This window comes from Microbulbifer mixtoriginis (SeqCode) (genome assembly GCF_052467705.1).
On sequence record NZ_CP174322.1, the window covers coordinates 2518288 to 2543336 of the forward strand.

The window sequence follows — 25049 nt, forward strand, 5'->3', positions numbered from 1 at the left end:
ACTTGCTGTAAAGATTGCATGATGAGCGCGCAACCTCAAGCAGCGGCTATCAGATGGAAAGTATTTATCCTGTTCCTTGCAATGCGTAAACCGCGGGCTTGTTGATTATTTTCCATACAGAAAGCAGGGTAACCGAGGCCGTCAGGCCGATAATAAACAGTGGTGGCAGCAGCCAGCCCCAGAGGCTGGTTTCAATGCTGAACTCGCTTTGCTCAAGCCAAAGTGCTAGTGGGACCACTACCAAAGTTGCTACAGCGATACCGATAATTACGGGAGTCAAGCTATCGATCAGCGTGTGATAGAAAATCGTCGCTGGGCGGGCGCCGATTGCCATGCGCACGCCAAGCTCGGTACGCCGCAGTTGTACACTGTAACTGAGCACTCCAAAGATACCGATGGCAGCGAGGCTGAGTGCCAGTAATGTTAGGGCGGTGGTTACCCAAACTGAGACTCGGTCATTGCTTAGGAGTAGGTCTCGCGCCTGCTCCAGGGAGAATAGCTCGGCAACTTTGTACTGCCTGTTTACTTCGGCAAATTCCCGATTGATCTCTGTGGTGCTGAGTGGTTGGTGAGGCTTATGTCTGAGTACCAGTAGGGGATAGCTCACGTTGATACCGCGCACAAATAAGCGGGCGGGTTCCTTTTTGCCTGGCAGGCTTGCGTTACGCACTACACCGACCACTTGGTAGGGCAAATCACCTCGCCAGTAGTAGCGCTTGCCTAATACTTCTCCATCGGGTTCCAGCTGCTGGGCCAGGGTTTCGTTAACGAGCATCATGCGATTGTTATCGGAAAACTCAGCCGCATTGATATGGCGGCCAGCTACCAGTGGCATACGCAAAATGGAAAGGTAGTTTTCGTCGACTACTGTGGTCTTGGCCATCACCGGGTTTTGTCGGCTAGCATCATGACTCAGGGATGTGGTCCAGAGTGGCCGGCTGATAGAGATAGGAGTGTTTAAGCTCAGGCTGGCATTTTGTACTTTAGGGTGCTCCAGCAATCTCTGCCTGATGGCCTTCAGGTAACTCTCTCGTTCGGTAGTGGGGGCGCTCCTAAGATTGCCGATATTTAGAGTCATCACTTGAACGTTGTCCAAGGGGAAGCCAAAGGGCTGGTTAATCAGTCGGTTAGCTTGCAGGAAAATCTGCAAGCTGGCGACGATAAGTAAGCTAGTCATCGCCACTTGGCTGCTGATGAGGACTTTGCGGATCAGTGGTGAAATTTGTACACCGGAGCCTTTGCCGCTGCTCTGCAGCATTTGATTCAGTGCGCGGTAATTAACCTGGCGACTGACTATGGCTGAGAAGAACAGGGCGAGCAGTGAGGCACACAACAGTGCAAAAACCAGTGTCTGCCAGTTTAAGGTGAGCTCTTGAATGCGAGGAATTTGTTCCGTAGCCATCACCCTTAGTACTTCCGTCGATCCCAGGGCTAAAAGTAGAGAAAGTAATGCAGCCCCTAACATTAGTAGGCCGATTTCACATAGCAGGGCCAAAAAGATATGTTTTTTGTGTGCGCCCAACGCGACCTGTATCGCCATATTGCGTTGTTGTTTGGCTGCGCGAGAAAGAATCAGGTTGGTAACATTGGCGCAGGCAATTAACAGAAGTACCAGTGTGCCGCCCATAACCATTAGGGTTCGTGTGGCGCTGTCGCCAAGTATTTTATTGGCGAAGGGAGTGAGTCGGTATTCAACGGACCTTTCTACCGAAGAGGATCTTCCCGCTAGGGCCGCTTGATACTGGGCATCCATTAATGTGCTCAATTCATGCCCCGCACTGGCGGGGTCAATGCCCGGCTTCAGCTTTCCTGTGAGCATGCGAAAAGGCAGGAAGCCTCTCCAATTATTTCTGCGCTCTACTTGTGTATCGTTAAAGTCCCAGGGCAGCCAGACTGCTGTTTGTCGGCCCTGTTTATAGATCTGGGGCTCAATGAAGTCTTTGGCAGTGACGCCGACAATACGAAAGTCCACCTCCCCAAATTGCAGGCTTTGCTCCAAGACATTTGGGCTGCGCCGGAACATCTGCTCCCAGGTTTGATAGCTGATAACCGCCACGGGAACCCGGCTGTCGAGCCCTTCATCGGTATTGAATTGTCTGCCCAGGGCCAGGGGTGCTCCAGCCAGCTGGAGATATTCTGGAGAGACATAGGAAACGTTAACCCGTGGTGATCCGGATAAATTGCGAACCACATCTTCCCAGAAGTACACCAGGGCGCTGGACTCGAAGAAACTATCGTTCTTATAGATTTCAACCAGGGCAGGGTATTGGCTGTTGTTTTCCAGCCGCAGCTGCTTGTTCTGGTAGAGATTACCATTCACGACATACAGCCGATCTTCGTCCGGGTAGGGTAGGGGTGCGGCTAACAGTTGGTAGTTGAGATTAAATAGCGCTACCAGGGCGCCGAGGGTGATACCCAGGGTTAAAATAATAGTGGTGGCGTAGCTCCGCGCCCGGCTGAGGGACTGGAGGGCGATGGACAGGTCCTTTGTGGTGATCATAGGGCCATCTCATGGGGCTCTTTTATGGGCTGCGGCGTTGAGATTTTTCCATCCAGCAGATGCAATTGGCGGCTGGCCATATCTGCATAGCGAGGGTCATGGGTCACCATGCACAGGGTGGTCCCTTCATTATTGAGTTGCCGCAGCATTTCCATTACTGCATCGCCATTGTGGGAATCCAGGTTGCCGGTGGGCTCGTCCACCAGTAGCAGGGATGGATTGCCAACTAGCGCGCGGGCTATGGCGATTCGCTGCTGTTGGCCACCGGATAACTGGTTAGGTTTGTGAGAGGCCCGGTGACTCATCCCCACCTTCTCCAGGCAGTGTTTCACTTTTTTGTCGGCTTCAGACTTGGGAATGGGATTGCGTCGGTATCGCAGGGGCAGGGCGATATTGTCGTAGACAGAGAGTTCGTCAATCAGGTTAAAGGACTGGAAGATAAAGCCTACTTTCTCGTTACGAATTGTCGCCGCCTCACTTAGCGTCAATTGAGCGACTTCAGTGCCTTCAATCTCATAGCTGCCGCTGGTGGGGAGGTCCAGCAGGCCGAGAATCGAGAGAAGTGTGGATTTACCGCAACCCGAGGGGCCGCAGATAGAAACAAATTCCCCCGAGTAAATACTCAGGTCAACGCCCCGCAGGGCGTGAGTTTCCATTTCTTCGGTGCTGAACACCTTAGTGATCCCGGCCATATGGAGGATTGGCTTGGACATAGCGAACTCCCTGTTCTCGCTTTGGGTTTCAGGCTTTAGTCAATAATCTGGATATGCTCAGCTTCATTAAAATTGGCCATATCCGAGAGGATGATACGGTCCGCTTCATTGACGCCTTGGGTGATTTGGATATATCGGCCCGATTCCTCACCGAAGCTGATAGACTGGAGTGCCGCTTCCTCCCCGTTTTCGTTAATCAGGAAGAGGTTGGTCTCACTGTGCCTCTGTACATTGATAGGTCTCTCGACGAACAGTGTATCTTCCATAGTGGCGGTGAAGATCCGGGCATCGACGTTGAGTTGTGGCCTGGCAGACTCCGGAGCGCCTGCGCTAAAAGCAATTTCCACTTCAATATTGCCGTCCCGAACCTCAGGAGTAATACGGGTAACCACACCTCCGACTTTTTCCCTGCGGGTATCAATTTCAGCGGGCTGGCCAACCTCCAGTTGTTCTGCTTTGGATTGTGGGACTTGAACCAAGGCGAGTAGATCTGTCTCGCTGCCGATCAGAGCCAGTTCCTGGCCGGGGTCGACACCTTGCCCTAGCTCTACTGGCAGTCGTTGTAGTATGCCGTCCAGGCCGGCGCGTACTGTGAGGCGATCTGTCCGCTGTTGGATGCTCTGTAGTTGGGTCTGGGCTTGGTTGATTTGCTCGCGCTGGATTAACTCTGATTCGACGGCGACTTTGCGCAGGTGGTTGATACGCTGTTTTTGCAGGTCTACGCGTTTTTTCATCTGCTCTTGGCGTAAGACGGTTGTTTGGTAGGTGAGCTGGGAAACCACTCCACTTTTTACCAGTTCGTCCTCAGCTTCGCGGCGCAACTTGATCACTTGGTAATTGGAATTCAGTTCCGCGAGTATGGCTTCCTCCGCGAGCACATCGCGCTGGTTGTTCAGAACAAGCCGGCGCAAATTAGCTTCCTCTTGTTCCAGGGAGGTTTCGGCTGCATCCAGATCGCGCATTAACTCTGGATTGCTCAGTTGCATAATGACGCTATCACTTTGTACTTCTGCACCGGGACGCAACATGATTTTTTCAACATTCGCTGCGGTTAGGGCGGTAATTAAAGTCTGCTTGTCTGAACGCAGCCTACCGTAGCCATCTACCACAACCTGCAGGTCTCCCCGTTGGACGGTACCTAGCATCAGCTGTTCCCGCTCAACTTTGTAGGCGCTGTCAGGAAGTAACAGGAGGGTGCTGGTAAATGCCACAAAAGCTAGGGCAGCACCACCCAGCATTAAAGGGTGCTTAATCAGGGGGCGTTTCTTAGGTTTAATAATATCCATATTGCGGCATTTCCTTGGTTAAGCAATCGTTACACGCTTTTCTGCTGTGAAACCTTGATGCGGAGGCGAGTTAGAGGTGGAAAATCATAACTATTTAAAACGGGTGTATTCCTGTTGGAACTCCGAGGGAGAGCGGGTTCTTATCTTGTAATTAGTACTGTCGAGCATATTTTTGTGATCAAAACTCAGGGCTGTATAAGGGTTTTAGGTGAGGCTGAAAATGCAGGAAAATTGGCACAAGAACCAGTTGCTTGCGGTGAATGGTGGGGAAATACAGGACGGTTTGAATATTGTGAGGCGGGCAGTCACTTGAGAAGTTTAACGATTACCCAATACATTTTGAGGATAGGTTCACAAGTAAAATTGTGGAGATGTAGTGGGAATAAAGGTGTCGTGGCTTAGTGAATCCGGTAGATTTTCTAAACCACTACACCTTTAACAAAATATGTTTGCAAAACGAGGGTTATCCCAGAGCTTTGACTAATAGCGCCTGTTGAAGTTGATCGTCATCAACCCCCTCTGGTCGGGGTATTTGCACGATATGCCCGGATCCCGGAGCTACATCGATCGCTTTGCCTTCCGTATTCTCCATTTGCTCCAAGGGGAAGAACAAGCTACCGCTGGGAGTCATTAACTCCAATTGATCACCGCGTTCAAAGCGATTTTTAACATCAATCGTCAAATACTCAGGACTGCCGTCAATAAGCTCGCCTACGAACTGTTGGCCCGGAGTTGATATCAACCCCTTTTCATATTGCTGGTATTCTGCTGGTGGATGGCGACGGTAGAAACCTTCCGTGTAGCCTCTGTTCGAGAGGGTTTCCAATTCGTCCATCATCTTCATGTCGAAGTCTTTTCCTGCCGCAGCGTCGTCTATGGCGCGACGATAGATCTGAGCAGTACGAGCCACATAATAGTGGGACTTGGTGCGACCTTCGATTTTTAAAGAGTGGACCCCCATTTCCGTGAGGCGCTTGACGTGCTGTACGGCCCGCAGATCTTTGGAGTTCATGATGTAGGTACCGTGCTCATCTTCGTAAGCCGGCATATATTCTCCAGGGCGACCTTCTTCCTGTAGTAAAAAGGCTTGGGAAGTACTGTCACTGGCGGAGGTGGGTTGCTGGATAGATTCCTGATTTTGCACATGAATCAACTCGCCAACTTCATTCTCTTTGGCTTCATGAGCTTGGTATTGCCAGCGGCAGGAGTTGGTGCAGGCGCCCTGGTTGGCATCTCTATGGGTCATATAACCGGATAGCAAGCAGCGCCCGGAATAGGCGATACAGAGTGCACCGTGGACAAAGACTTCCAGCTCCATCTCAGGCACTTTCTGGCGAATTTCTTCAATCTCATCCAGGGACAGTTCTCGGGAAAGTATCACCCGAGATAACCCCTGGCGATGCCAGAACTTTACGGTCGCGTAGTTTACCGCATTGGCCTGTACGGATAGGTGGACTGGCAGATCAGGCCAACGCTCCCTTACCATCATTATCAGGCCTGGGTCGGACATAATCAGGGCGTCAGGTCCCATTTCAACAATTTCTTCCAGGTCCCGCAGGTAACTGCGAACTTTATCGTTGTGGGCGGCGATATTGGAAGCGATATAGAACTGTTTTCCTTGCTGGTGTGCTTCTTCTATACCTAGGCGCAGGGTTTCAATATTTTTAAATTCATTATTGCGCACACGCAAGCTGTAGCGGGGCTGGCCTGCATAAACGGCATCGGCACCATAGGCAAACGCATATCGCATATTTTTTAAAGTCCCTGCGGGGGACAGTAACTCAGGTTTAAACACGGAAAAACTCATAGTGGAATAGTCGGACGCGGCCGCATGTTAACGGTATTCAAGATCGCGCTAATTGATATAAATCAATTAGCGCTGGGGTGGGGGTGATAAGCTGATCTGGAGGGAATCTATGCCTGTTACTCTAGCCGAATAATAGACCTCTAACCTCTAACCTCTAACCTCTAACCTCTAACCTCTAACCTCTAATTTTTGCTGTTTACTTTTTAGTTCTGTAGGACCTGTTGATAGCCTTGTGTATAGACCCAGTCATTATTCTTGGCTGGTAAATGGCATCCAAAACAGTTGTTAAGCCCGCTGCCCTTCCAGGTTTTGGTTTCACTTTTTGCTACCCCTGGCTTGAATAAAGCCCATCCCCAACCTTCTGCCCAGGCCTCATTCTTGGGAAATCTCCCTTCTGTGTCCTTTACCATCATAAAGGTGAACTGGAGATCAGTAGAGTAGTAAGCCAAGCCTGTGGTTAATGGTTCTGATTTGGTGCTGTTGACATCTTTTACCAGGACTGCGCCATCCGGGAATTTTCCATTTTTGCGAAAGGCTTTAACTGCTTCAGGTTGAGTGTAAACAATGTGAGTATCCCAGCCCTTGCCACTGGATGACTTTACTTGGTAAGAGCCGAGAAATGTCCATTCTTGGCGGTAATCCTTGGGTAATGTGATGTTTCCCTGTGCGTCAACGAAATGACTGAAAGTGGACTTTAGATTCTCTTGAGCTATGGCCTGTAGGCTAAACAGTATTCCCAGTGTAACTAAGCAGATTGTGCGCATAATGCCTCTTCCTATGTTGATTCCATGGAGGTGGGGACTAGGTCTAGCCCTCATTGTTTGGAAGTATAGGGAGGAGAGGGACGATCAACTGTCAGCTAGCTGACACTAAAGCCAAATTTAGCCTTGCGCTAAGCCTTCGAGGGCGCCTTTGTTTAGTAGGCAAATATGTTGGCGTGTGTAATCAATAATGCCTTTGTGTTTCCAGGTGCTAAGTAGTTGGCTAACAGTTTGTCTACTGCCGCCGGCCATAGCCGCTAGCTCAGATTGTGAAAGCTTTACATCTAATTCATGCCCGTGAGCGCAAGGTTGCCCCCGAAAATGAAAGAGTTGGGATAATAAACTTGCCAATCTAACAGCTAGGGGCGCGGTTATATGCTGAAATATACGCTGTTGTAATAAAGACTCCCTGTTGGCTAGATGCTCTATAAGGTCTTGCTGGGTTTGTGACAGTGAATGTAACAGGCCATTGAGATTTTCTGGAAAAGCGACTTCTAGCTCACAACCTATTTTGGCAATTGCTTCTATTTCTTGTGAATTTCCGCCAAGACCTGGGCCAAACCAGGAGCCTGGCCCATACAGGTCTACAAGTCCCCGGTTGCCATTAAAGTCCACTTTATGGATAAGAACATAACCGGCATGTATAAAATAAATATTTCGGGAGGCCACTCCCTGACGAAATAACACTGTTTCTGTGGTGCAGCATACTCTTTTTGTTTTAGTCGCTATTGTTTGCAATTTAGTGTTTTCTTATTGGAGGTTGGAGTGTATAGACTAATCACAAACCCTCTTACCTTTTCAATCTTGGTCGAATATTAGTGAAATTCACAGGATGACAATATACACGAAAAAGCAAGCCATCAATGTCGTAGCGCTCAAATCTTGTTATCCATTTACAAAGTGAAAGATACAGCTAAAAAATTACTAGGCTTATTTAATTTCTTCACAGTACCATCAGGCCTTCTGTTATGCGCACCGACTCAGATCAAACTGGCCATCTAATTTATGATCAGGTAATCCAGGATATTGCCGATTACGTTCTCAATTTTGAAGTTTATTCCAATGAGGCCTGGCAAACAGCGCGCTACTGCCTGATGGATTCCTTGGGTTGTGCTTTTCTTTCACTGGGTTTTCCCGAGTGTACGAAACTATTAGGCCCTCTAGTTGAGGGGACGGTGGTGCCCAATGGGGCTCGTGTGCCGGGTACCCAATTTTGCATGGATCCGGTTAAAGCTGCCTGGGATATAGGCTGTACTATCCGCTGGCTGGATTTCAATGATACTTGGCTGGCCGAAGAGTGGGGGCATCCATCTGACAATCTGGGCGCTATCTTGGCGGTGTGCGATTTCCTTTCTCAGAAGCGGCTGAGTGCAGGGGAAGAGCCCCTGACAATGGGAAAGGTGATGGAGGCGATGATCAAGGCTTATGAGATCCAAGGTGTTCTGGCATTACAAAACAGCTTTAACCGCGTCGGCTTGGACCATGTATTGTTGGTTCGCGTGGCTTCTACAGCGATTGCTACTTGGTTGATGGGGGGGGGCAGGGAAGAATTACTGGCGGCGATTTCCCAGGCCTGGGTAGATGGTAGTGCCCTGCGTACCTACAGGCACTTCCCCAATACGGGTTCGCGTAAATCTTGGGCGGCAGGAGATGCCTCGGCAAGGGGAGTTCTCCTGGCGGATATGGCCATGCGTGGTGAGATGGGTATACCAACCGTACTTACGGCGAAGCAGTGGGGCTTTTATGACGTGGCTTTCAGTAAAACCAATGCTGATCAGGTAATAAAACCGTTGGAGGAGCGGCAGTTCCGGTTTCCGCGTCGATTCGGCACCTATGTAATGGAGAATATCCTTTTCAAGATTTCCTTCCCGGCAGAATTCCATGGCCAGACAGCCTGTGAAGCCGCGATAGTTTTACATCCATTGGTGAGGGGTAGGGTGCAAGACATAGAGAGAATTGTCGTGACTACTCACGAATCTGCAATACGAATTATTAGTAAAACCGGTCCCCTCTACAATCCGGCGGACCGCGATCACTGCCTGCAATATATCGTGGCTGTGGCTCTTTTATTTGGGGATTTGCAGGCTAGTTTTTATGAGGATGAATTCCATCAGTCCCATCCGGAAATTGATGAGCTGCGCGGGAAAATTACCGTTGTTGAGGATGGCTGCTATTCGAAGGATTACCTTGATCCGGATAAGCGTTCAATTGCGAATGGTGTGCAGGTATTTTTTAAGGGGGGCAAGGCAACAGAGAATGTAGTGGTGGAATACCCCCTTGGTCATCGTCGACGCCGTAAAGAGGGGATACCGCTTTTGTTGAAGAAATTCCATTCCAATCTGGCTGCACGTTTCCCTTCAGGCCAAGCAGAGAAAATATTAGCTTTATTTGCTGATCAACAACAGTTACAGGCAATGCCAGTTCATCTTCTTATGGATAAGTTGGTTATTTAATAAGCTGCCGCATTGCGGCTTTGGAACTTCCAACAAAAAAGGCGACCATAGGTCGCCTAATTCAAGCTCTTAAATCATACGATGGTCAAACAGCGCTTCCCAATTCGGATGATCGTCGTTAAAAGCGCTCTTAGAACTTGTATTCAGCACCGATACCGGCATAGCTGCGGTCGTAATCGCCATCAGCTGTTTCATCGGTGTAGAAGCCGAATACTTTAGCGGCGCTGTTGAACTTGTAGTCAACACCCAGGCTGTAAGTTTCGCCGTCTTCTTTCTTAATGTCAGACTGACCGTACTGTGCTTTCAGAGTCCACTGCTCGATTTTGTAAGCTACAGAGCTCATCCAGCCGTCAGCGTTTTCACCGTCAGCGTTTTCCTGGTCTTCAAACAGGGCACCAACCTGTACAGGGCCGATGTTGTACTGGGCTACAAAGCGCTGAACGTCAACGTCCTGGCCTTCCACGTCTTGGTCGAAAGCGTAGGCCATGTAAACGCCGTTGTTGTCGTAAGCAATAGAAGTGGAGATGCCATTATTGCGCTTGATTTCTTTGCCTAAGATGTCACTGCCATCATCATTTTGGCCAATGATCTCGTAACCAATTACCTCATCTTTATTGCTGATATAAGCAGCAGAAGCTTTGAAGCCCGCGAAAGACGGGGTAGTGTACTGCAGAGCGTCTTCTTCGCGGTTGTCGCTGCTGGTGATCAGGCTTTTAATATCGCCTTCCAGGTCGTTGAACAGGTCAACTTTCTTCTGGGCAACTTTCAACGGGGTGTCGAACTTACCCGCGATTACCTGACCGAAGCCGCCTTCCAGTCCAGCGTAGATATTGCGTTGAGAGAAAGTGTCATCAGCGTCGCCGTCCATATCTACTTCGTATTCCATACGGTAGATACCCTTGATGCCGTCGGTCAGGGCGATCTCACCCTTAACGCCCAGGCGGGAAGCGTTGCTTTGAACATCGGTTACAGAGCCGTCACCTTCGTCAGCAGACTGGAAGGTAACATTGGCTTTGCCGTAAAAGTCGAGGACATCGCCTTCTTCTTGGGCGTTGGCCAGAGTCGGGATCATGGCAACAATGGCCAGAGAGAGAGCGGTCTTATTCATAGTCGTCTCGCACAGTTTATGGTTGTGGGTTGAGGGGAAGCCTTCCGTTCAGTCTGTTGGTTGCCCCTCGATTTGGTGCGGATTCTGCGACCTGAATATTACAAACATGTTAAACATGGCATTTTTCTTAAAAAAATATGACCAGCGGGTGCCATGTATAGCAGTTAAGGCAGTCACTATGCGGCATGGTGCGCCGGTTATAGACATGTTTTGGTTCTATGGTGCCTGTTTTGTGTGCGGTGTCAAATTTTCTGATCTATTACTATCACGGGGCTTCGGACAAGGATGAGAACCATAAACCCTGTACAAAAAAAGTGCAGGCTGGATGTGGGTTGGGACCCTAAGACTACTCTGTGGCTATGGAGCCCTACGCTGGCCCTTTGGGTCTTCTCTCTATCAGTTGCTGCTATTGGTTTGTTGCCGTCTCTACCAGAAATAGGGGGAGTACTGTGGGTATATATTATTGCCTTCCTATTGTTGGTTTCCCTCCCTCAAACACGCGCTCTCTGCCTATTACTTGTCATCTCGTTGCTCGGTGCTCTCTGGGCTTTATCGAGCAATAAAGCCGCGCTTGAGCAGCGTTTACCTGAATCGGCTCATGGCATTGATCAACGTCTAAGGGTTGAGGTTGTATCCCTCCCCGAGGTCAGGAGTAATCCAGCGTTACAGAGGGGTGCTACCCGGGATATACGCTTCCAGGCGAGAATACTGGAGGCGGGGCCGGGGGAAGTTCATTCAGGTAGCCTTCTTTATCTCACCTGGTACCGCGCAGATGTTGAGGTGCAAAGGCTGCTGCGAGGTAATAGCCACTGGGATTTACCGGTGCGGTTAAAGCGTCCACGCGGTAGTGTAAATCCCCATACCTTTGACTATGAGGGCTGGCTCTTACGGCGGGGTGTTTATGCAACGGGGTATGTGCGCCCGCAAAATGGCGACCCACAGTGGTTGAGCCAGGGCATGGGGCTATCCGCCCTGCGAGATGCTTTTAGGCAGAAGCTTCAAAGGCTACCGATAAACCAAAGCGCCCTGGTTACAGCACTGTTACTAGGGGATCGCAGCGGCCTTTCCCGTGCCGACAATGACCTGTTAAAGCAGACAGGGACGGCACACCTTTTGGCAATATCGGGCCTGCATGTGGGCATGGTGGCTGGGTTTTTACTGCTGTTGGGGCAGGTATTGGCGAGGGCTCTCGGGGTATTGATGGGGACCTGTCCCAGGTGGATTCCGATGTTGTTGGCGCTTATTGGCACCCTAACCTATACCTTGTTGGCTGGCGCTCCTCTCTCCGCCCAAAGGGCCCTGGTGATGACCTGGGTATTGCTGCTGGCTTGGCATTGGCGGCGACGGGTAGGCGCTGGCTTGGTTTTTTCTCTCGCTTTGGCATTAGTGCTAATTATCCAGCCATTGGCTTTCTTCGGAGCCGGGTTTTGGCTGTCATTCGCCGCTGTGGGTGCGCTTCTCTTGGGGTTTTCTGGGCGTAGCTCTGTTAGGCAAGAGAGGACAACGGAGAACGGTGTGGAGGGAAGTGAGGCGAGTGCTCATGTGGGGATGAAAAGGCACGTGGAAGCTTGGTTTTTACGCTGGTTCTCCACCTTTGTACAATTATTGCGCAGTCAATGGCTGGTGGCGCTGGGTTTGATTTTACCCTCGGTAGTGTATTTTTCTGGGTACAGCTCTGGCGGAATGCTGCTGAACCTGATGGCAATTCCCTGGCTTGGTTTGATAATACTGCCGGCCTTGATGCTTGGCACCTTACTGTTAGGGACTGGCCTTGGAATCTGGTGCTTTAAATTTGCCGACTGGCAACTGACTCTTCTCATGGAAATGCTGAAGTATGCCCGGGATTTTGTTCCTACCTGGCAGCCTTTGATAACGCCTCAAAGCACAACCCTGCTTGTCTTATCCGCACTGGGCGCCCTGTTATTAATCTTACCCAGGGGTGTGCCGGGACGATATCTGGGCTGCTTGTTTCTGCTTCCTTTGCTCCAATCTATGCTGCCTGTTTCGACACCAGGTCGTCAGGGGCTTACTTTCACCGCTTTGGATGTTGGCCAGGGTCTGGCTCTCTCGGTCCGCTCCCAAGAAGCGCGCCTTGTCTTTGATACCGGACCTCTCTCGCCATCGGGTTGGAGTGCTGGAGGGGCCATTGTTGCTCCTTATTTGAGTGGAGTCGGGGTGAGAGAACTCGATGTGTTGGTTGTCAGCCATGGTGACAGGGATCATGCGGGTGGGGTGGCGGCGCTATTGCAGTCACTGCCTGTCAATAATTTCTATGCTCCAGGGCAACTGGGAAAAAAACTGGTGGGGGATTTTGATATACGAGCAGACTCCTGTGTCGCGGGTGAAAGGCTTTATTTCGGTGAGCTCTCTGTACGTTGGTTATGGCCACTGCAAAAAAAAATTGATGGAGAGGAAAATGATCAAAGTTGTGTGGCTCTAATTGAATGGCAACAAGTGCGTATTTTACTTACTGGGGATATCACAAGCTCCGTAGAACGCCGTCTTGTGGAGCTTTATCCAATGGAGAAGCCAGTAGATTTATTGGTGGCGCCTCATCATGGTTCTAAGACTTCTTCATCCCAGACTTTACTGAGCTGGGCAAGGCCTGAGCGAGTGATATTCAGCGCAGGCTATCGTCATCATTTTGGCCATCCCCATGCGAATGTAGTCGCACGTTATCGTGCGATGGATACGCAAATTTTTAATACAGCACAAAGTGGAGCTGTCGAGCTTTCTTGGCAAAGAGGCACCTCGGAGCCTGTGATCAGCTGGGGTCGTTCAACGCCACGGTTTTGGTATGCGGATCACAATGGCGAGGCTGAGCCGAGTGGAAGACTTAGCCGCCGAGAGCAGCTGTGATAAAGTGCGACTCCTGCGTCTAAGATGCAGAAGAAATTCCTGAAATCCCTCTCGCTGTTTAGGGCCAAGAAAAGTGTTTGAAATAATAAAATCTGGCGGCTGGTTGATGTTGCCGATCCTGTTGTGTTCCGTTGCTGTTATTGCTATCAGCATTGAGCGTTTTTGGACGTTGAATCCCCAGCGTATTGCACCGCGCACTTTACTTGGAGAAGTGTGGGGGTGGCTAAAAAGCAACCAGGTCAATAGTGAGAAACTTAAGGAGCTGCGTGATTCCAGCCCACTCGGACGAATTTTTGCCGCAGGACTTTCCAATTCCCGCCACGGCCGTGAAGTAATGAGAGACAGTATTGAGGAAACTGCAAGCCAGGTAGTACACGAGCTGGAGCGTTTCCTCAATGCCCTCGGCACCATCGCCGCGATTGCGCCATTGATCGGTTTGCTTGGGACTGTCATCGGTATGATCCAGGTTTTCACGGCAATTATGCTGGAGGGCACCGGCAATGCGGGTATTTTGGCCGGTGGTATCAGCCAGGCTCTGATTACTACGGCGGCGGGTTTGACTGTGGCGATTCCAGCGCTAATGGCGCACAGATACTTCCAGCGCCGAGTGGATACTATTGTGGTAACCATGGAACAGGAAGCCGTGAAGCTGGTGGATGCCTTACACAGTGACCGCAAAATTGAAAAAGCGGCCTGAGTGAGGTAGCAATCGATGCAATTTCGCCGCCAAACCAAAGAGCAGGATGGGGTAAACCTTACGCCATTAATCGATGTGGTCTTTCTTCTGCTGATTTTCTTTATGGTGTCGACCACATTCACCAAAGAGAGCCATTTGAAGTTAAATTTGCCCGAGGCCGCTGGGCCTCAGGCAGAAGAGCAGCCTCGTTCTGTTGAAATTCTGATCAGTGCCGATGGTTCTTATTCGGTAAATGGCCAGGGGTTGATCAACAAAAAGTTGACCACTTTGAAATCTGCGCTGTCGGAAGTTTCTGCAGGCGAGTACAATCGCCCGCTTGTGATAACCGCCGACGCTACAGCTCACCATCAGGCTGTGGTGCGGGCAATGGATGCCGCTGGACAGCTAGGCTTTGTCAACCTAAGCATTACTACACGGCAACCAGAAGAGAACTAGCGCGCTGGGCTTTGCTTTAATGCCAGGGATGGACGATTAGCCTTGCGAGCGTACTCGCCCCACTGCCTAAGGGGTTGGGGCGAGTCCAGTCATTGGTCTGTATGAAGAAAGTAACCATGCCCCCCCGTAAACCACAGCACGGGGCGCACACCTATCGTCGTTTACTCGCGTACGCTCGGCCGCACCTAGCGATTTTTGCTGTTGCAGTGCTGGGATTTTTCCTGTTTTCCACCATGGGCGTCAGCTTAATTGCCGTTACGGAGCTGCTGTTAGATGCGGTGGGCGCTGGCATCCAAGAAAGCAGAGGTTTTCTCTCGAAATACGTAGCCTCCTATTATCCCGATGGGGTAATGCCACAGGAGACTGCGCGTTGGCTGGTACCTCTGGCCATGCTCATCATTATTCTGCTGCGTGCGATTGGTAACTTTGTTGGCAGTTATGGTCTCGCCTATGTGGGGCGCGCAATTATTCACCAGTTGCGCTCGCAGTTGTTTGAGAAGATTGGCCAGCTGCCTAGTGCCTATTTTGACCGTTACACGGGTGCCTACCTGATTTCCAAAGTCTCATACAATGTTGAGCAGGTTACCAATTCCATTACCAAGGCGGTTAAGGTTTTATTTCGCGAGACTTTTACTACCGTTGCGCTGCTGGCTTACTTGTTGTTGGTGAACTGGAAGCTGACATTGACCTTTTTCCTTTTTGCCCCCTTGATTGCTCTAATCGTGCGTACGGTGGGCAAACGATTCCGTAAACTGAGCCATCGCATCCAAAACTCCATGGGTGATGTCACTCATGTTACCCAGGAGGCGATTAATGGCTATCAAGTAGTACGGATGTATGGTGGTCAAGAATATGAGAATTCACGTTTTGAATCTGCCAGTGACAATAACCGCCGACAATTTATGAAGCTGGTGGTGGCCAACAATGCCAGCGTGTCGGTGATTCAGATTCTGGTTGGCCTATCTACTGCCACTATTGTGTGGTTTGCCCTGGCTCCGGGTATGGTGGAATCCATGACCGCGGGGGTCTTTGCCGCTTATATTGGTGCCGCAGCTTCTCTGGCCAAGCCGGTTCGCAGCCTTTCAGAAGTTTTTGCAGATATTCAGAAGGGAATTGCCGCCGCGGAAAGTATTTTTGAAGTAATGGATACCCCCAGTGAGCCAGAGGGCGGCCGCGAGGTGCTGCCCAAGCCAGTGCGTGGTGCGGTTACCTTTGAGTCTCTCGATTTTAGTTACGATGAGGCCGCTCCCCAGGTGCTGTCGAATATTAGCTTCTCGGTGGAGCCGGGCGAAACAGTTGCGCTGGTAGGGGCGTCGGGTTCCGGTAAAACAACGCTTGCCAGTCTGCTGGCGCGTTTTTACGAGCCCACTGGCGGGCGGATCCTTCTTGATGGAGTCGATATTTCAACGGTTCCCCTACAAGATTTACGCCGACATATCAGCATGGTGTCCCAAAATATCGTCCTATTTAACGACAGCGTCTATCGCAACATCGCCTATGGCGATTTGGAAGGAGCACCGAAAGAGAATGTCTTGCGGGCTATCGAGTTGGCGCATGCGGCTAACTTTATTGAGGAGCTACCTCAAGGTTTGGAAACTGTATTGGGGGACAATGCCCAGATGCTTTCCGGTGGCCAAAGACAGCGATTGTCTATTGCGCGGGCGCTATTAAAAGATGCACCGGTATTGATTCTCGATGAGGCAACTTCAGCACTGGACAATGAATCAGAGCGCCATATCCAGTCGGCTCTGACAGAAGTTATGAAAAATCGCACCACCTTTGTGATAGCCCACCGTCTCAGTACGATTGAAAGTGCGGATCGAATCCTGGTTATGGAGAAAGGGCGTATCGTAGAGAGTGGCAAGCACAGCGAACTGCTCGCCCGGGGTGGGCGCTATGCCACATTATTACAACAGCAGACAATGGGTTAGGGCACTGGATGTCACTGGAAGACTGGTTCAACAAGCGCTGGTACAAGAAGGACGGTACAAGCCCTGCCTTATCTCTGCTTACGCCTTTGGAGTTGCTCTATAGCGGAGTGAGTAATCGGCGCAGGGTGATCAGTTCCCGCACCCCACCGGAACCACTATCGGTACCTGTTATTGTTGTAGGCAATATCACCGTCGGTGGTGCTGGTAAGACGCCATTGGTGGCAGAGTTGGCTCGCTGGCTAAAAGAGCGGGGGAAAAATCCCGGGATTGTTAGCCGTGGCTATGGTGGCCGTGCAGAGCAATATCCCTACCAGGTAACTGCTCAGTCTCACCCTCTGGAATCCGGTGATGAACCGCTGATGTTGCATTTGATCACCGGGGTACCGGTGATGGTTTCCCCCAATCGCAGTGAAGCGGCGAGGGCGTTAGTTGATTACCACCAGTGTGATGTGATTCTCTCTGATGATGGTTTGCAGCATTACAGCCTCTGGCGAAGCTTTGAAATCTGCGTGGTGGATGGCAGTCGCGGTCTCGGTAATGGGCATATGCTCCCTCGTGGCCCTTTGCGGGAACCCATTAGTCGTTTACAGAGTGTCGATTTGGTGGTGAGTAATGGCGAGCCTGAAGCCAGTGTGAAACAGCAGTGCGGTGCGCTACTGGAATACCAGATGACTTTGGAGCCTGCCTGCTGGCACCAGTTTAACCTTGATCAGACCTCTACGCTGCGCCTGACCTCAGGCCCTGAGCCAGGCCCCTGCCATGGGGTGGCAGCGATAGGAAACCCCAAACGTTTTTTCCGCGCACTGCAACGTATGGGCTACAAGGTGATGGAGCAGCCCTTTGCGGATCATCACCAGTTCAGCCCCCAGGAGCTGCATTTCGATGGCGAGACACCAGTGATTATGACGATGAAAGACGCGGTGAAGTGTCGCGATTTCTGGGAGAGTCACTGGTGGGCGCTGGAAGTGCGTGCCAAGCTGCCAGATCTTTTTTATCAGAAGGTGCACCAGCACCTGCAACAGTTCTCCAAAGATGAAAAATAAACACTCATTTGATGTCATTATTCCCGCCCGCTTTGGCTCCAGTCGTTTACCGGGCAAGCCCTTGGCAGATATTGCCGGCAAACCCATGGTTCAGCATGTCTTTGAGAGGGCTTGCGAGAGTGATGCAGAGAGGGTCATCGTTGCCACCGACGACATGCGTGTAGCGGAGGCAGTTCGAGGCTTTGGCGGTGAGGTGTGTATGACCTCTGCTGATCACGCATCGGGCACTGACCGCCTACAGGAAGTCGCTGTTAACCTGGGTTTAGCCGATGACCGTATTCTGGTGAATGTACAGGGGGATGAGCCTTTAATTCCTGCTCAGGTAATTAATCAGGTAGCCGCTAACCTTGCGGAAAATACCCGCGCCGGTGTGGCTACCCTGTGCGAACCTATTCTTACGGTGGAAGATTTCCGCAACCCTAATATTGTTAAGGTGGTTGCTGCACAATCCGGGTTAGCCCGCTATTTCTCCCGTGCCCCAATACCTTGGCCGCGCGATGCCTTTGCTGTGCACGCAAATGAGTTGCCGCAGGGGTTGGAACCACGTCGTCATATCGGTATCTATGCTTATCGTGTAGCGCTGCTGCAAAGTTTTGTTACTTGGCCAGTGGCGCCGCTGGAGCAGTTTGAAGCCCTAGAGCAGCTGCGTTTTTTGTATCACGATGAGAATATTCATGTGGCTGTTGCCTGCGCGGAGGTGCCTGGTGGTGTAGACACCGAGCAGGATCTCCAGCGAATGCGTGAGTTTCTCGGTTAAAGTTACCTGCATGATAGAAACTGATATTGATCTGCAGCCCCACAACACCTTGGCAATTTCGGCTCGTAGCGCCCACTTTGCCAGGGTGCAAAACCTGGATCAGCTGCGAGAGGCATTGACCTTTGCCAGAACACAGAAACTACCAATCTTACCCTTGGGGGGTGGTAGCAATGTTGTGTTGACCGATGATTTCCCAGGTCTTGTTATCCAGGTCGACTTGCGAGGACTTTTAATAGAGCCCAATAGTCAGGGGCATACTATTGAAGCTGCGGCTGGGGAAAATTGGCACCAGCTGGTTATGGCTACTGTCAACAGTGGCATAGGTGGACTTGAAAATCTTGCACTGATTCCCGGTAAGATTGGTGCGGCACCGATCCAAAATATAGGTGCCTACGGTATCGAGTTGTGTGATCGCTTTACAAGCTTGCAGGCTATGGAAGTGGCCACAGGTGAGCTGCACGACTTTACTAAAGACGATTGTGGTTTTGCCTATCGGGATAGTGTTTTTAAAGGGCGTCTGCGCGACCAGTATATTATTACCCAGGTGAATTTGCAGTTGCCACAAGACTGGCAGCCGCGCGTTGACTACCCGGCACTGCGCCAATATATTTCGCAGCACAATTGGGATGCAAACCACCCGACACCTACTCAGATTGCTCAAGCAGTTATTGATATCCGGAGTAACAAACTGCCTTTGCCTACTGAGATCCCCAATGCTGGGAGTTTTTTCAAAAACCCGGTGGTAGATACGGATCTCTATCAGAGTCTAAAAGCAGAGCATCCCGATCTAGTTGCTTTCGCGGCCGGCGAGGATTGGAAGCTTGCCGCTGGTTGGTTAATAGATCGCGCTGGCTGGCGTGGTTTACGGCGCAGTGCGGTTGGAGTCCATGAGCGCCAGGCACTGGTGCTGATTAATCCTGGCAGGGGAGCAGGCCGTGAATTAGTACAGCTTGCTCAGGATATTGCTGCCGATATACATTCAAAATTTGGTGTTTCCCTCGAGCCGGAGCCACGCTTTTACCCTTAAAACTCAGTAAATAAACTGCCTTTCGAGTATTCGCAAAGTGCGAGCCCTAAGTCCTGTCTGGTTTTGATGACAGGACTTTATACTGGTTTCTATAAAGAATTCTGCTATAGCTGTTAGAAATATAAAATCTATTGACTATTGCAAAGTACAAAATTTTTTTTTTATTTCTTGAACTTTCGTTTCCTCAAGTCATGCGGCAAAGGCCGGCTTGAGTGCAGAATGATTAGCTGTTACGTTTCTAGGTTATAATTAATCGCTATATACAAGCCAAGATCCTGCGGCTAAACATCAGTTAAACAGCATTTGAGACGGTTGTGGCGCTTTGCAGTAGCGTTTTTGTCTGGTATGTTGCGACTGGATTCTTGGGGAGGATCTGCGCGGAGTAGTTTCTCCGTGAGTAAAAAGAAGAACGCAGTTCAAGAGCACGCGCGAGGGGATTGTACGCCGCGTAGCCACTGCACTTATCCGTAGTTGGGGATAGCTTGATCAAAGTCTTAGTGGTGGATGATCACGACCTTGTGCGAATGGGGATTTCGCGCATGTTGAGTGACGTCGAGGATATTGAAGTTGTTGGCGATGCGAATTGTGGCGAAGAAGCGCTGGAATTCGTGCGTGAGACTGCGGTTGATGTCATCTTGATGGATGTAAAAATGCCAGGAATGGGTGGCTTGGAGGCGACCCGCAAGCTGTTAAACCGCTGTCCTGAAGTCAAAGTAGTGGCTGTTAGCGCCCTGGATGACGACCTGTTTCCTGGCCGCCTAATGCAAGCCGGTGCTATGGGCTATGTGACCAAGGGGGCAGATCTTGAAGAGATGGTGCGTGCAATTCATACAGTAATGAATGGTGGAGTTTTTATCAGCAACTCCATGGCTACCAAAATGGCTCTGCGCAATGTCTCAGGTCAATCGGATAACCTTTCTCCCTTTGAAAAACTTTCTAAACGTGAGTTGCAAACTGCGGACATGATTGTGAATGGAGCCAAGGTTGCTGAGATTGCCAAGTCCCTTTCGGTCAGCCCTAAAACCGTAAATAGCTACCGTTATCGGATATTTGAAAAGCTGAATATTAACAGCGATGTGGAATTGACCTTGCTTGCCGTCAAGTACCAGATACTCGACCCCGAAGCAGCGCTCTAATATCCGTGTATTTACTGAAGCGGCAAGACCGGTTGTCAGATGTTCGATAGCAAGCGTTTTCTCTCTACAGTTACCCGTAAGCCTGGCGTCTATCAAATGTTCGATGCCAGTAACCATATACTTTATGTGGGTAAGGCGAAAAATTTACGCAATCGGCTTGCCAGTTATTTTCGCAGCTCTGGGCTCACAGCCAAGACCATGGCGCTGGTGCAGAAGATCGGCAACATCGAAGTAACTGTTACTCGTAGTGAAACCGAGGCATTAGTACTCGAACAGAGCCTGATTAAATCCCAGCGTCCGCCTTACAATGTGATGCTGAAAGATGATAAGGGCTATCCTTACATCTTTCTTTCCAGTGTTGACACTTTTCCCCGCATAGCACTCCATCGTGGAGCTAAGCGAAAGAAAGGCCGCTATTTTGGTCCTTTTCCCAATGCCTCTTCTGTACGCGATAGCCTGAATTTTTTGCAAAAGACCTTTCGTATTCGCTCTTGTGAAGACAGCGTGTTTCGCAATCGATCCAGGCCCTGCCTGCAATATCAGATTGAGCGCTGTACGGCACCCTGTGTAGACTTCATCAGTCCCGAGGAGTATCGCCAAGATGTACGCCACGCAGAAATGTTTCTCACTGGCAAGAGCGATAATATTATTCGTGAACTGGCCGATGAAATGGATGAAGCCTCAAGAGCGTTGGAGTTTGAAAAGGCCGCGCGCTTCAGGGATCAAATATCCGCACTACGGCGTCTTCAAGCGGATCAAGTGGCAGAGGGTGATACAGGGGATGTTGATGTCCATGGTGTTGCCACCGAGGGTGGTAGCTGCTGTGTGCATGTACTTTTTATCCGACAGGGGAGAATTCTTGGTAGTCGCAGCTTTTTTCCCAGTGAGCGTTTGGGCTTAAGCCACCCTGAATTACTTTCGGCCTTTGTGGCTCAATTTTATCTCGGTAGTCCAAGAGAAATTCCCCGTGAAATTCTAGCCTCGGAATCTATAGAAGATGTGGTTCCGCTGCAGCAGGCACTCGGTGCTCAGGCAGGGCGAGACATTTCAGTTACCCATAAACTGCGAGGCAAGCGCGCTACCTGGGTGGAAATGGCCCAGCAGGCGGCTCAGCAGAATTTAAGTAGCCGCACTGCAGCGCAGCAGAAGTTGTTTAGTCGTTTTGAGGCCCTTCAAGAAGTGCTTGGACTGGAACAGTTGCCCGAGCGGCTGGAATGCTTTGACATCAGCCACTCCTCGGGTGAGGCCACGGTTGCTTCTTGTGTGGTTTTTGATTCAGGCGGTCCAGTTAAGTCAGATTATCGTCTCTTTAATATTGATGGCATTCAGGCTGGTGATGATTATGCTGCAATGGGGCAGGCACTTAAGCGTCGCTACACGCGCCTATCGGGAGGTGAGGGTAAGTTCCCTAATATCCTGTTAATTGACGGTGGCAAGGGGCAGGTCAGTCAGGCGGTGGATACCCTCAATGGCCTGGGCGTTGTAGGTGTTCAGATAATCGGAGTGGCCAAGGGCACTACCCGTAAAGCAGGTTTTGAGACCTTACATATCGTTTCCAGTAATCAGGAACTGGTACTTTCGGCGGACTCCCCGGCATTGCACCTGATTCAACAGGTTAGAGATGAGGCCCATCGATTTGCAATTACCGGGCACCGCGCGCGGCGTGACAAAAAACGAAGGGAGTCCCCTCTGGAGGGTATTGCTGGCGTGGGCCCCGCACGTAGACGCGCATTGCTTCGCCATTTTGGCGGTCTTCAGGAAATTAAGAAGGCTACAGTGACAGAAATTGCTAGTGTAGATGGCATCAGTCGCAAGCTTGCGCAGGATATATACTCGGCACTACATCACGAGTAAAAATGCAGGGCACAGGCGGCGGATTTTTTCTCCGGGTTTCTCATTGAGCGTTTCAATTTGCCCCACAGCTTGATAACGTACGCCCTCCGCAAGAACAGAGAAAAGTATGACACTCGCCAACCAACTTACACTGCTTCGCGTCGCACTGATACCTGTCCTGGTTTTGGTTTTCTATTTACCTTATAAATGGAGTTACATTGCTTCTGCCGTTATTTTTTCAGCTGCCGCAGTTACCGACTGGCTTGATGGCTACCTAGCAAGGAAACTTAATCAGAGCACTGCCTTTGGCGCCTTTCTTGACCCTGTTGCAGATAAGTTAATGGTAGCTACTGCGCTTGTATTGCTTGTGGGTCTGCACAAAAGTGCCTGGTTCACTGTGGCTGCAGCCATTATTATCTGCCGGGAGATCGCGGTCTCAGGTTTGCGCGAGTGGATGGCAGAACTGGGGCAGCGCAGTAGTGTTGCTGTGTCCTATGTCGGGAAGATAAAAACAACCGCACAAATGGCGGCAATCATAGTGCTTCTCGCTTTTGATGTCCGCGACTTTCCTGTAATGGAAACTCTGGGCTATCTACTGCTGTATATTGCCGCGGCTCTGACCCTTTGGACCATGGTGATGTACTTACGCGCAGCCTGGCCTGTATTGATGGCAGATAATCATAAGTCTCTGTAACCTAGATCCCTGTTATTGCCGATCTCGTTATTTTAGGTGTCCTTCTGTATGCTGTGGGACACCTATCCCTCCATGACTTAAATTCTTTCCTTCCTGTCGGAACCACTGGGCCTTTGTAGGGCCTGGCCACTCATAAAAACTTTCTAGTTGTCGCCACTTATAGCGCTCCCATGACACCTTTCTTCTAGAGTGATGCATTGGGGTTGTAACACAGTTAATAAAAGTATTGCACTTCCAGCCACACTTACTGAGGGAGGATGGACTGTGACAGTGAGGCAAATCTTGATCGGGTTGCTGGTGTTTCTGAGCTGGATGCCTGTGCAGGCACAGATAGTACATGACGCTGAATACTATGTGTTGAAAATGCAAAATGGTGAGCGCTGGCAGCAAGAAGACTCAGAAATAACCAGGCGGTTACAGGCTCTACGGGATAAATATGGGCAGCCCCCCAATATTGTTTTCCTTCTCTGGGATGACACGGCCTTTGGTGCTGTTGGATTTCCTGCATTACAAAAAAATTTCGGTTACTCAACACCAAACTTAAATAAGATGGCCGCAGAGGGTATCAACTTTACTCGCATGTACTCTGAACCTTCCTGTACTCCAACCCGCGCTGCTGTGCTTACCGGTCGCCATCCGGTGCGCTTTGGCATGGGGGCTGTGGGGATGCCCCATGAATTTTCTGGGCTTCGTGCTGAGGAAGTAACCATTGCGGAGGTGCTGTCCAGAGCCGGGTATGCCACTGGGTTCTTTGGGAAAGGCCACTTGGGAGATATTGAGGAGAGCTACTTGCACAACCAGGGGTTTGATGAGGCGTTATTTACCCCAATGAACCAGATAACCTCTCTTTTTAACCCTCAAGCTAATGCCGTAAATGCGGTGCTGGGTATGTTTCCTGAGATATACCCTCCAGACCCTTATCGCCTGGATAACCCCGGTTTGGTTCCCACCGGTTGGGTCATGAATATTGAAGGTGAAAAAGGACAGCCTGGTAGGGAGTGGTGCGGGACTTCCAATGAGTGTTTCAGCAAGTTCGACCCCGAGGCGGAGCGTCGTACCATAGCGTTCATTCGTAAGAACGCTGAAGCCAACAAGCCTTTCTTTGTGGCCTACTGGCCTAATTTTTTGAATTTTATGGCCGCCTTTATGCCCAAGCCATCCGTTTCTGGTTTGATGGTGGCGGATTCATTTCCCGCAGTGGATAACTTCGCCGGCCAGTTAATGGATGAGCTGCAAGCGCTGGGTATTGCAGAAAACACTCTCTTTATAGCCATGGCAGACAATGGTCCCATGGTGCACAGTCCCCCTGCGGGTTGGGGTATGCTCCCAATGTTCTATCGGGGAGGCAAAGGGGATTTCACTGAAGGAGGGGTAAGAGTCCCAGCCTTTGCCTGGTGGCCAGGTATGGTTCAACCCGGCCAGGTAGTGGGAGATATTATTCATATCGCCGACCTGTACACCACATTTGCCAGGCTTGCTGGCGCCTCTGAGTATATTCCAACCGACAGAGTGGTGGATGGTTTGGATCAGACTGCACTGCTGCTAAATGGCGATACCCATAGTCGCCGGGATTATGTCTTTATCTATACCGGCAACCAACTAGGAGCTACGGTTAAAGGGCGCTATAAGCGTCACTGGATAGGCGCTGGTGAGGTTGCGTCTTCAGGAATGCCAGAGGCCTACTACGATCTTTACATGGACCCGCGTGAGGAATATCCGCAATTAGTGCCTTTGATATACACCCAAGGGCAGTTCAATCATATGGTTGCACGGCATCGGCTCTTTAAGAAAAAGTATCCTGATGTGCCTAGCGGGAAGGGTATCCCCTACACCGGACTTGCCAATGCGCGCCCTGAGACCAAAGCCATTGGCCAACGAGTTCGAACAGTCGTGGAAGAAATGCCATTTAGCATTGAGGAATACCTGGAGTTTCAAATCCCTGGGGCCGATAAGGTTGGGGATTGGGGGCATTAATCACCGGATTTTGATCTGGAGAAACTGGTTAAATC

At 50.4% G+C, this 25049-nt stretch carries 19 protein-coding genes; 12 read left to right on the top strand and 7 right to left on the bottom strand.

Annotated features, from left to right (window positions below):
• Nucleotides 1-64: 64 nt before the first annotated feature.
• The 6 genes from ACJJIB_RS11170 to ACJJIB_RS11195 form a co-directional block, all read right to left on the bottom strand.
• Entirely contained in the window at nt 65-2500 is a 2436-nt protein-coding gene (locus ACJJIB_RS11170; protein ID WP_444886097.1) for an ABC transporter permease, read from the bottom strand.
• Entirely contained in the window at nt 2497-3213 is a 717-nt protein-coding gene (locus tag ACJJIB_RS11175) for an ABC transporter ATP-binding protein (protein WP_444886098.1), read from the bottom strand. The genes ACJJIB_RS11170 and ACJJIB_RS11175 overlap by 4 nt, the downstream gene beginning before the upstream one ends.
• 35 nt (nt 3214-3248) lie before the next feature.
• Complete coding sequence (locus ACJJIB_RS11180; protein WP_444886099.1) at nt 3249-4499, bottom strand: HlyD family secretion protein; 1251 nt, start codon at nt 4497-4499, stop codon at nt 3249-3251.
• Nucleotides 4500-4962: 463 nt separating this feature from the next.
• Nucleotides 4963-6249: a prephenate-dependent tRNA uridine(34) hydroxylase TrhP gene (gene trhP, locus ACJJIB_RS11185; RefSeq protein ID WP_444886100.1), complete on the bottom strand. Its 1287-nt coding sequence runs from the start codon at nt 6247-6249 to the stop codon at nt 4963-4965.
• A gap of 260 nt (nt 6250-6509) precedes the next feature.
• Entirely contained in the window at nt 6510-7070 is a 561-nt protein-coding gene (locus tag ACJJIB_RS11190; RefSeq protein WP_444885056.1) for a cytochrome P460 family protein, read from the bottom strand.
• Nucleotides 7071-7187: 117 nt separating this feature from the next.
• Nucleotides 7188-7805: a Crp/Fnr family transcriptional regulator gene (locus ACJJIB_RS11195; RefSeq protein ID WP_444886101.1), complete on the bottom strand. Its 618-nt coding sequence runs from the start codon at nt 7803-7805 to the stop codon at nt 7188-7190.
• A gap of 230 nt (nt 7806-8035) precedes the next feature.
• On the opposite strand from ACJJIB_RS11195, the gene ACJJIB_RS11200 reads away from it, so the two are divergent.
• Nucleotides 8036-9520, top strand: coding sequence for a bifunctional 2-methylcitrate dehydratase/aconitate hydratase (locus tag ACJJIB_RS11200; protein WP_444886102.1), 1485 nt, complete (start codon nt 8036-8038; stop codon nt 9518-9520).
• A gap of 130 nt (nt 9521-9650) precedes the next feature.
• Here the strand turns inward: ACJJIB_RS11200 and ACJJIB_RS11205 are convergent, their stop codons facing one another.
• Nucleotides 9651-10628, bottom strand: a complete 978-nt coding sequence (locus ACJJIB_RS11205; RefSeq protein ID WP_444885053.1) for a porin — start codon at nt 10626-10628, stop codon at nt 9651-9653.
• 285 nt (nt 10629-10913) lie between these two features.
• Between ACJJIB_RS11205 and ACJJIB_RS11210 the strand changes: the two genes are divergently transcribed.
• The 11 genes from ACJJIB_RS11210 (at nt 10914) to ACJJIB_RS11260 (ending at nt 25014) form a co-directional block, all read left to right on the top strand.
• Nucleotides 10914-13487, top strand: coding sequence for a DNA internalization-related competence protein ComEC/Rec2 (locus ACJJIB_RS11210; RefSeq protein ID WP_444886103.1), 2574 nt, complete (start codon nt 10914-10916; stop codon nt 13485-13487).
• A gap of 73 nt (nt 13488-13560) precedes the next feature.
• The gene (locus ACJJIB_RS11215) at nt 13561-14184 is read left to right on the top strand and encodes a MotA/TolQ/ExbB proton channel family protein (protein WP_252085810.1); all 624 of its coding nucleotides are present in this window, start codon (nt 13561-13563) and stop codon (nt 14182-14184) included.
• A 15-nt stretch (nt 14185-14199) separates the two neighbouring features.
• Nucleotides 14200-14619 carry an ExbD/TolR family protein gene (locus ACJJIB_RS11220; protein WP_252085811.1) on the top strand — a complete coding sequence of 140 codons (420 nt, stop codon included), beginning with the start codon at nt 14200-14202 and terminating at the stop codon, nt 14617-14619.
• Nucleotides 14620-14735: 116 nt separating this feature from the next.
• Nucleotides 14736-16550, top strand: coding sequence for a lipid A export permease/ATP-binding protein MsbA (msbA, locus tag ACJJIB_RS11225; RefSeq protein ID WP_252085812.1), 1815 nt, complete (start codon nt 14736-14738; stop codon nt 16548-16550).
• Nucleotides 16551-16558: 8 nt separating this feature from the next.
• Nucleotides 16559-17593, top strand: a complete 1035-nt coding sequence (lpxK, locus tag ACJJIB_RS11230) for a tetraacyldisaccharide 4'-kinase (RefSeq protein WP_444886104.1) — start codon at nt 16559-16561, stop codon at nt 17591-17593.
• The gene (kdsB, locus tag ACJJIB_RS11235) at nt 17583-18350 is read left to right on the top strand and encodes a 3-deoxy-manno-octulosonate cytidylyltransferase (RefSeq protein ID WP_444886105.1); all 768 of its coding nucleotides are present in this window, start codon (nt 17583-17585) and stop codon (nt 18348-18350) included. The genes lpxK and kdsB overlap by 11 nt, the downstream gene beginning before the upstream one ends.
• Before the next feature lie 10 nt (nt 18351-18360).
• Nucleotides 18361-19377, top strand: a complete 1017-nt coding sequence (gene murB / locus ACJJIB_RS11240) for a UDP-N-acetylmuramate dehydrogenase (protein WP_444885048.1) — start codon at nt 18361-18363, stop codon at nt 19375-19377.
• A gap of 482 nt (nt 19378-19859) precedes the next feature.
• Nucleotides 19860-20513, top strand: coding sequence for a response regulator (locus ACJJIB_RS11245; RefSeq protein WP_252085817.1), 654 nt, complete (start codon nt 19860-19862; stop codon nt 20511-20513).
• A 39-nt stretch (nt 20514-20552) separates the two neighbouring features.
• Entirely contained in the window at nt 20553-22367 is a 1815-nt protein-coding gene (uvrC, locus tag ACJJIB_RS11250; RefSeq protein WP_444886106.1) for an excinuclease ABC subunit UvrC, read from the top strand.
• A gap of 106 nt (nt 22368-22473) precedes the next feature.
• A complete protein-coding gene (gene pgsA / locus ACJJIB_RS11255) occupies nt 22474-23040 on the top strand; it encodes a CDP-diacylglycerol--glycerol-3-phosphate 3-phosphatidyltransferase (protein ID WP_252085819.1) in 567 nt (188 codons plus the stop codon).
• Between the two features lie 264 nt (nt 23041-23304).
• The gene (locus ACJJIB_RS11260) at nt 23305-25014 is read left to right on the top strand and encodes a sulfatase-like hydrolase/transferase (protein WP_444886107.1); all 1710 of its coding nucleotides are present in this window, start codon (nt 23305-23307) and stop codon (nt 25012-25014) included.
• Nucleotides 25015-25049 lie beyond the last annotated feature (35 nt).

Bases quoted from the DNA above. Each gene is read 5' to 3' on its own strand.
- ACJJIB_RS11170 (WP_444886097.1), bottom strand. From the start codon at position 2,500: ATGATCACCACAAAGGACCTGTCCATCGCCCTCCAGTCCCTCAGCCGG.
- ACJJIB_RS11175 (WP_444886098.1), bottom strand. From the start codon at position 3,213: ATGTCCAAGCCAATCCTCCATATGGCCGGGATCACTAAGGTGTTCAGC.
- ACJJIB_RS11180 (WP_444886099.1), bottom strand. From the start codon at position 4,499: ATGGATATTATTAAACCTAAGAAACGCCCCCTGATTAAGCACCCTTTA.
- trhP (WP_444886100.1), bottom strand. From the start codon at position 6,249: ATGCGATATGCGTTTGCCTATGGTGCCGATGCCGTTTATGCAGGCCAG.
- ACJJIB_RS11190 (WP_444885056.1), bottom strand. From the start codon at position 7,070: ATGCGCACAATCTGCTTAGTTACACTGGGAATACTGTTTAGCCTACAG.
- ACJJIB_RS11200 (WP_444886102.1), top strand. From the start codon at position 8,036: ATGCGCACCGACTCAGATCAAACTGGCCATCTAATTTATGATCAGGTA.
- ACJJIB_RS11205 (WP_444885053.1), bottom strand. From the start codon at position 10,628: ATGAATAAGACCGCTCTCTCTCTGGCCATTGTTGCCATGATCCCGACT.
- ACJJIB_RS11210 (WP_444886103.1), top strand. From the start codon at position 10,914: ATGAGAACCATAAACCCTGTACAAAAAAAGTGCAGGCTGGATGTGGGT.
- ACJJIB_RS11220 (WP_252085811.1), top strand. From the start codon at position 14,200: ATGCAATTTCGCCGCCAAACCAAAGAGCAGGATGGGGTAAACCTTACG.
- msbA (WP_252085812.1), top strand. From the start codon at position 14,736: ATGCCCCCCCGTAAACCACAGCACGGGGCGCACACCTATCGTCGTTTA.
- lpxK (WP_444886104.1), top strand. From the start codon at position 16,559: ATGTCACTGGAAGACTGGTTCAACAAGCGCTGGTACAAGAAGGACGGT.
- kdsB (WP_444886105.1), top strand. From the start codon at position 17,583: ATGAAAAATAAACACTCATTTGATGTCATTATTCCCGCCCGCTTTGGC.
- murB (WP_444885048.1), top strand. From the start codon at position 18,361: ATGATAGAAACTGATATTGATCTGCAGCCCCACAACACCTTGGCAATT.
- uvrC (WP_444886106.1), top strand. From the start codon at position 20,553: ATGTTCGATAGCAAGCGTTTTCTCTCTACAGTTACCCGTAAGCCTGGC.
- pgsA (WP_252085819.1), top strand. From the start codon at position 22,474: ATGACACTCGCCAACCAACTTACACTGCTTCGCGTCGCACTGATACCT.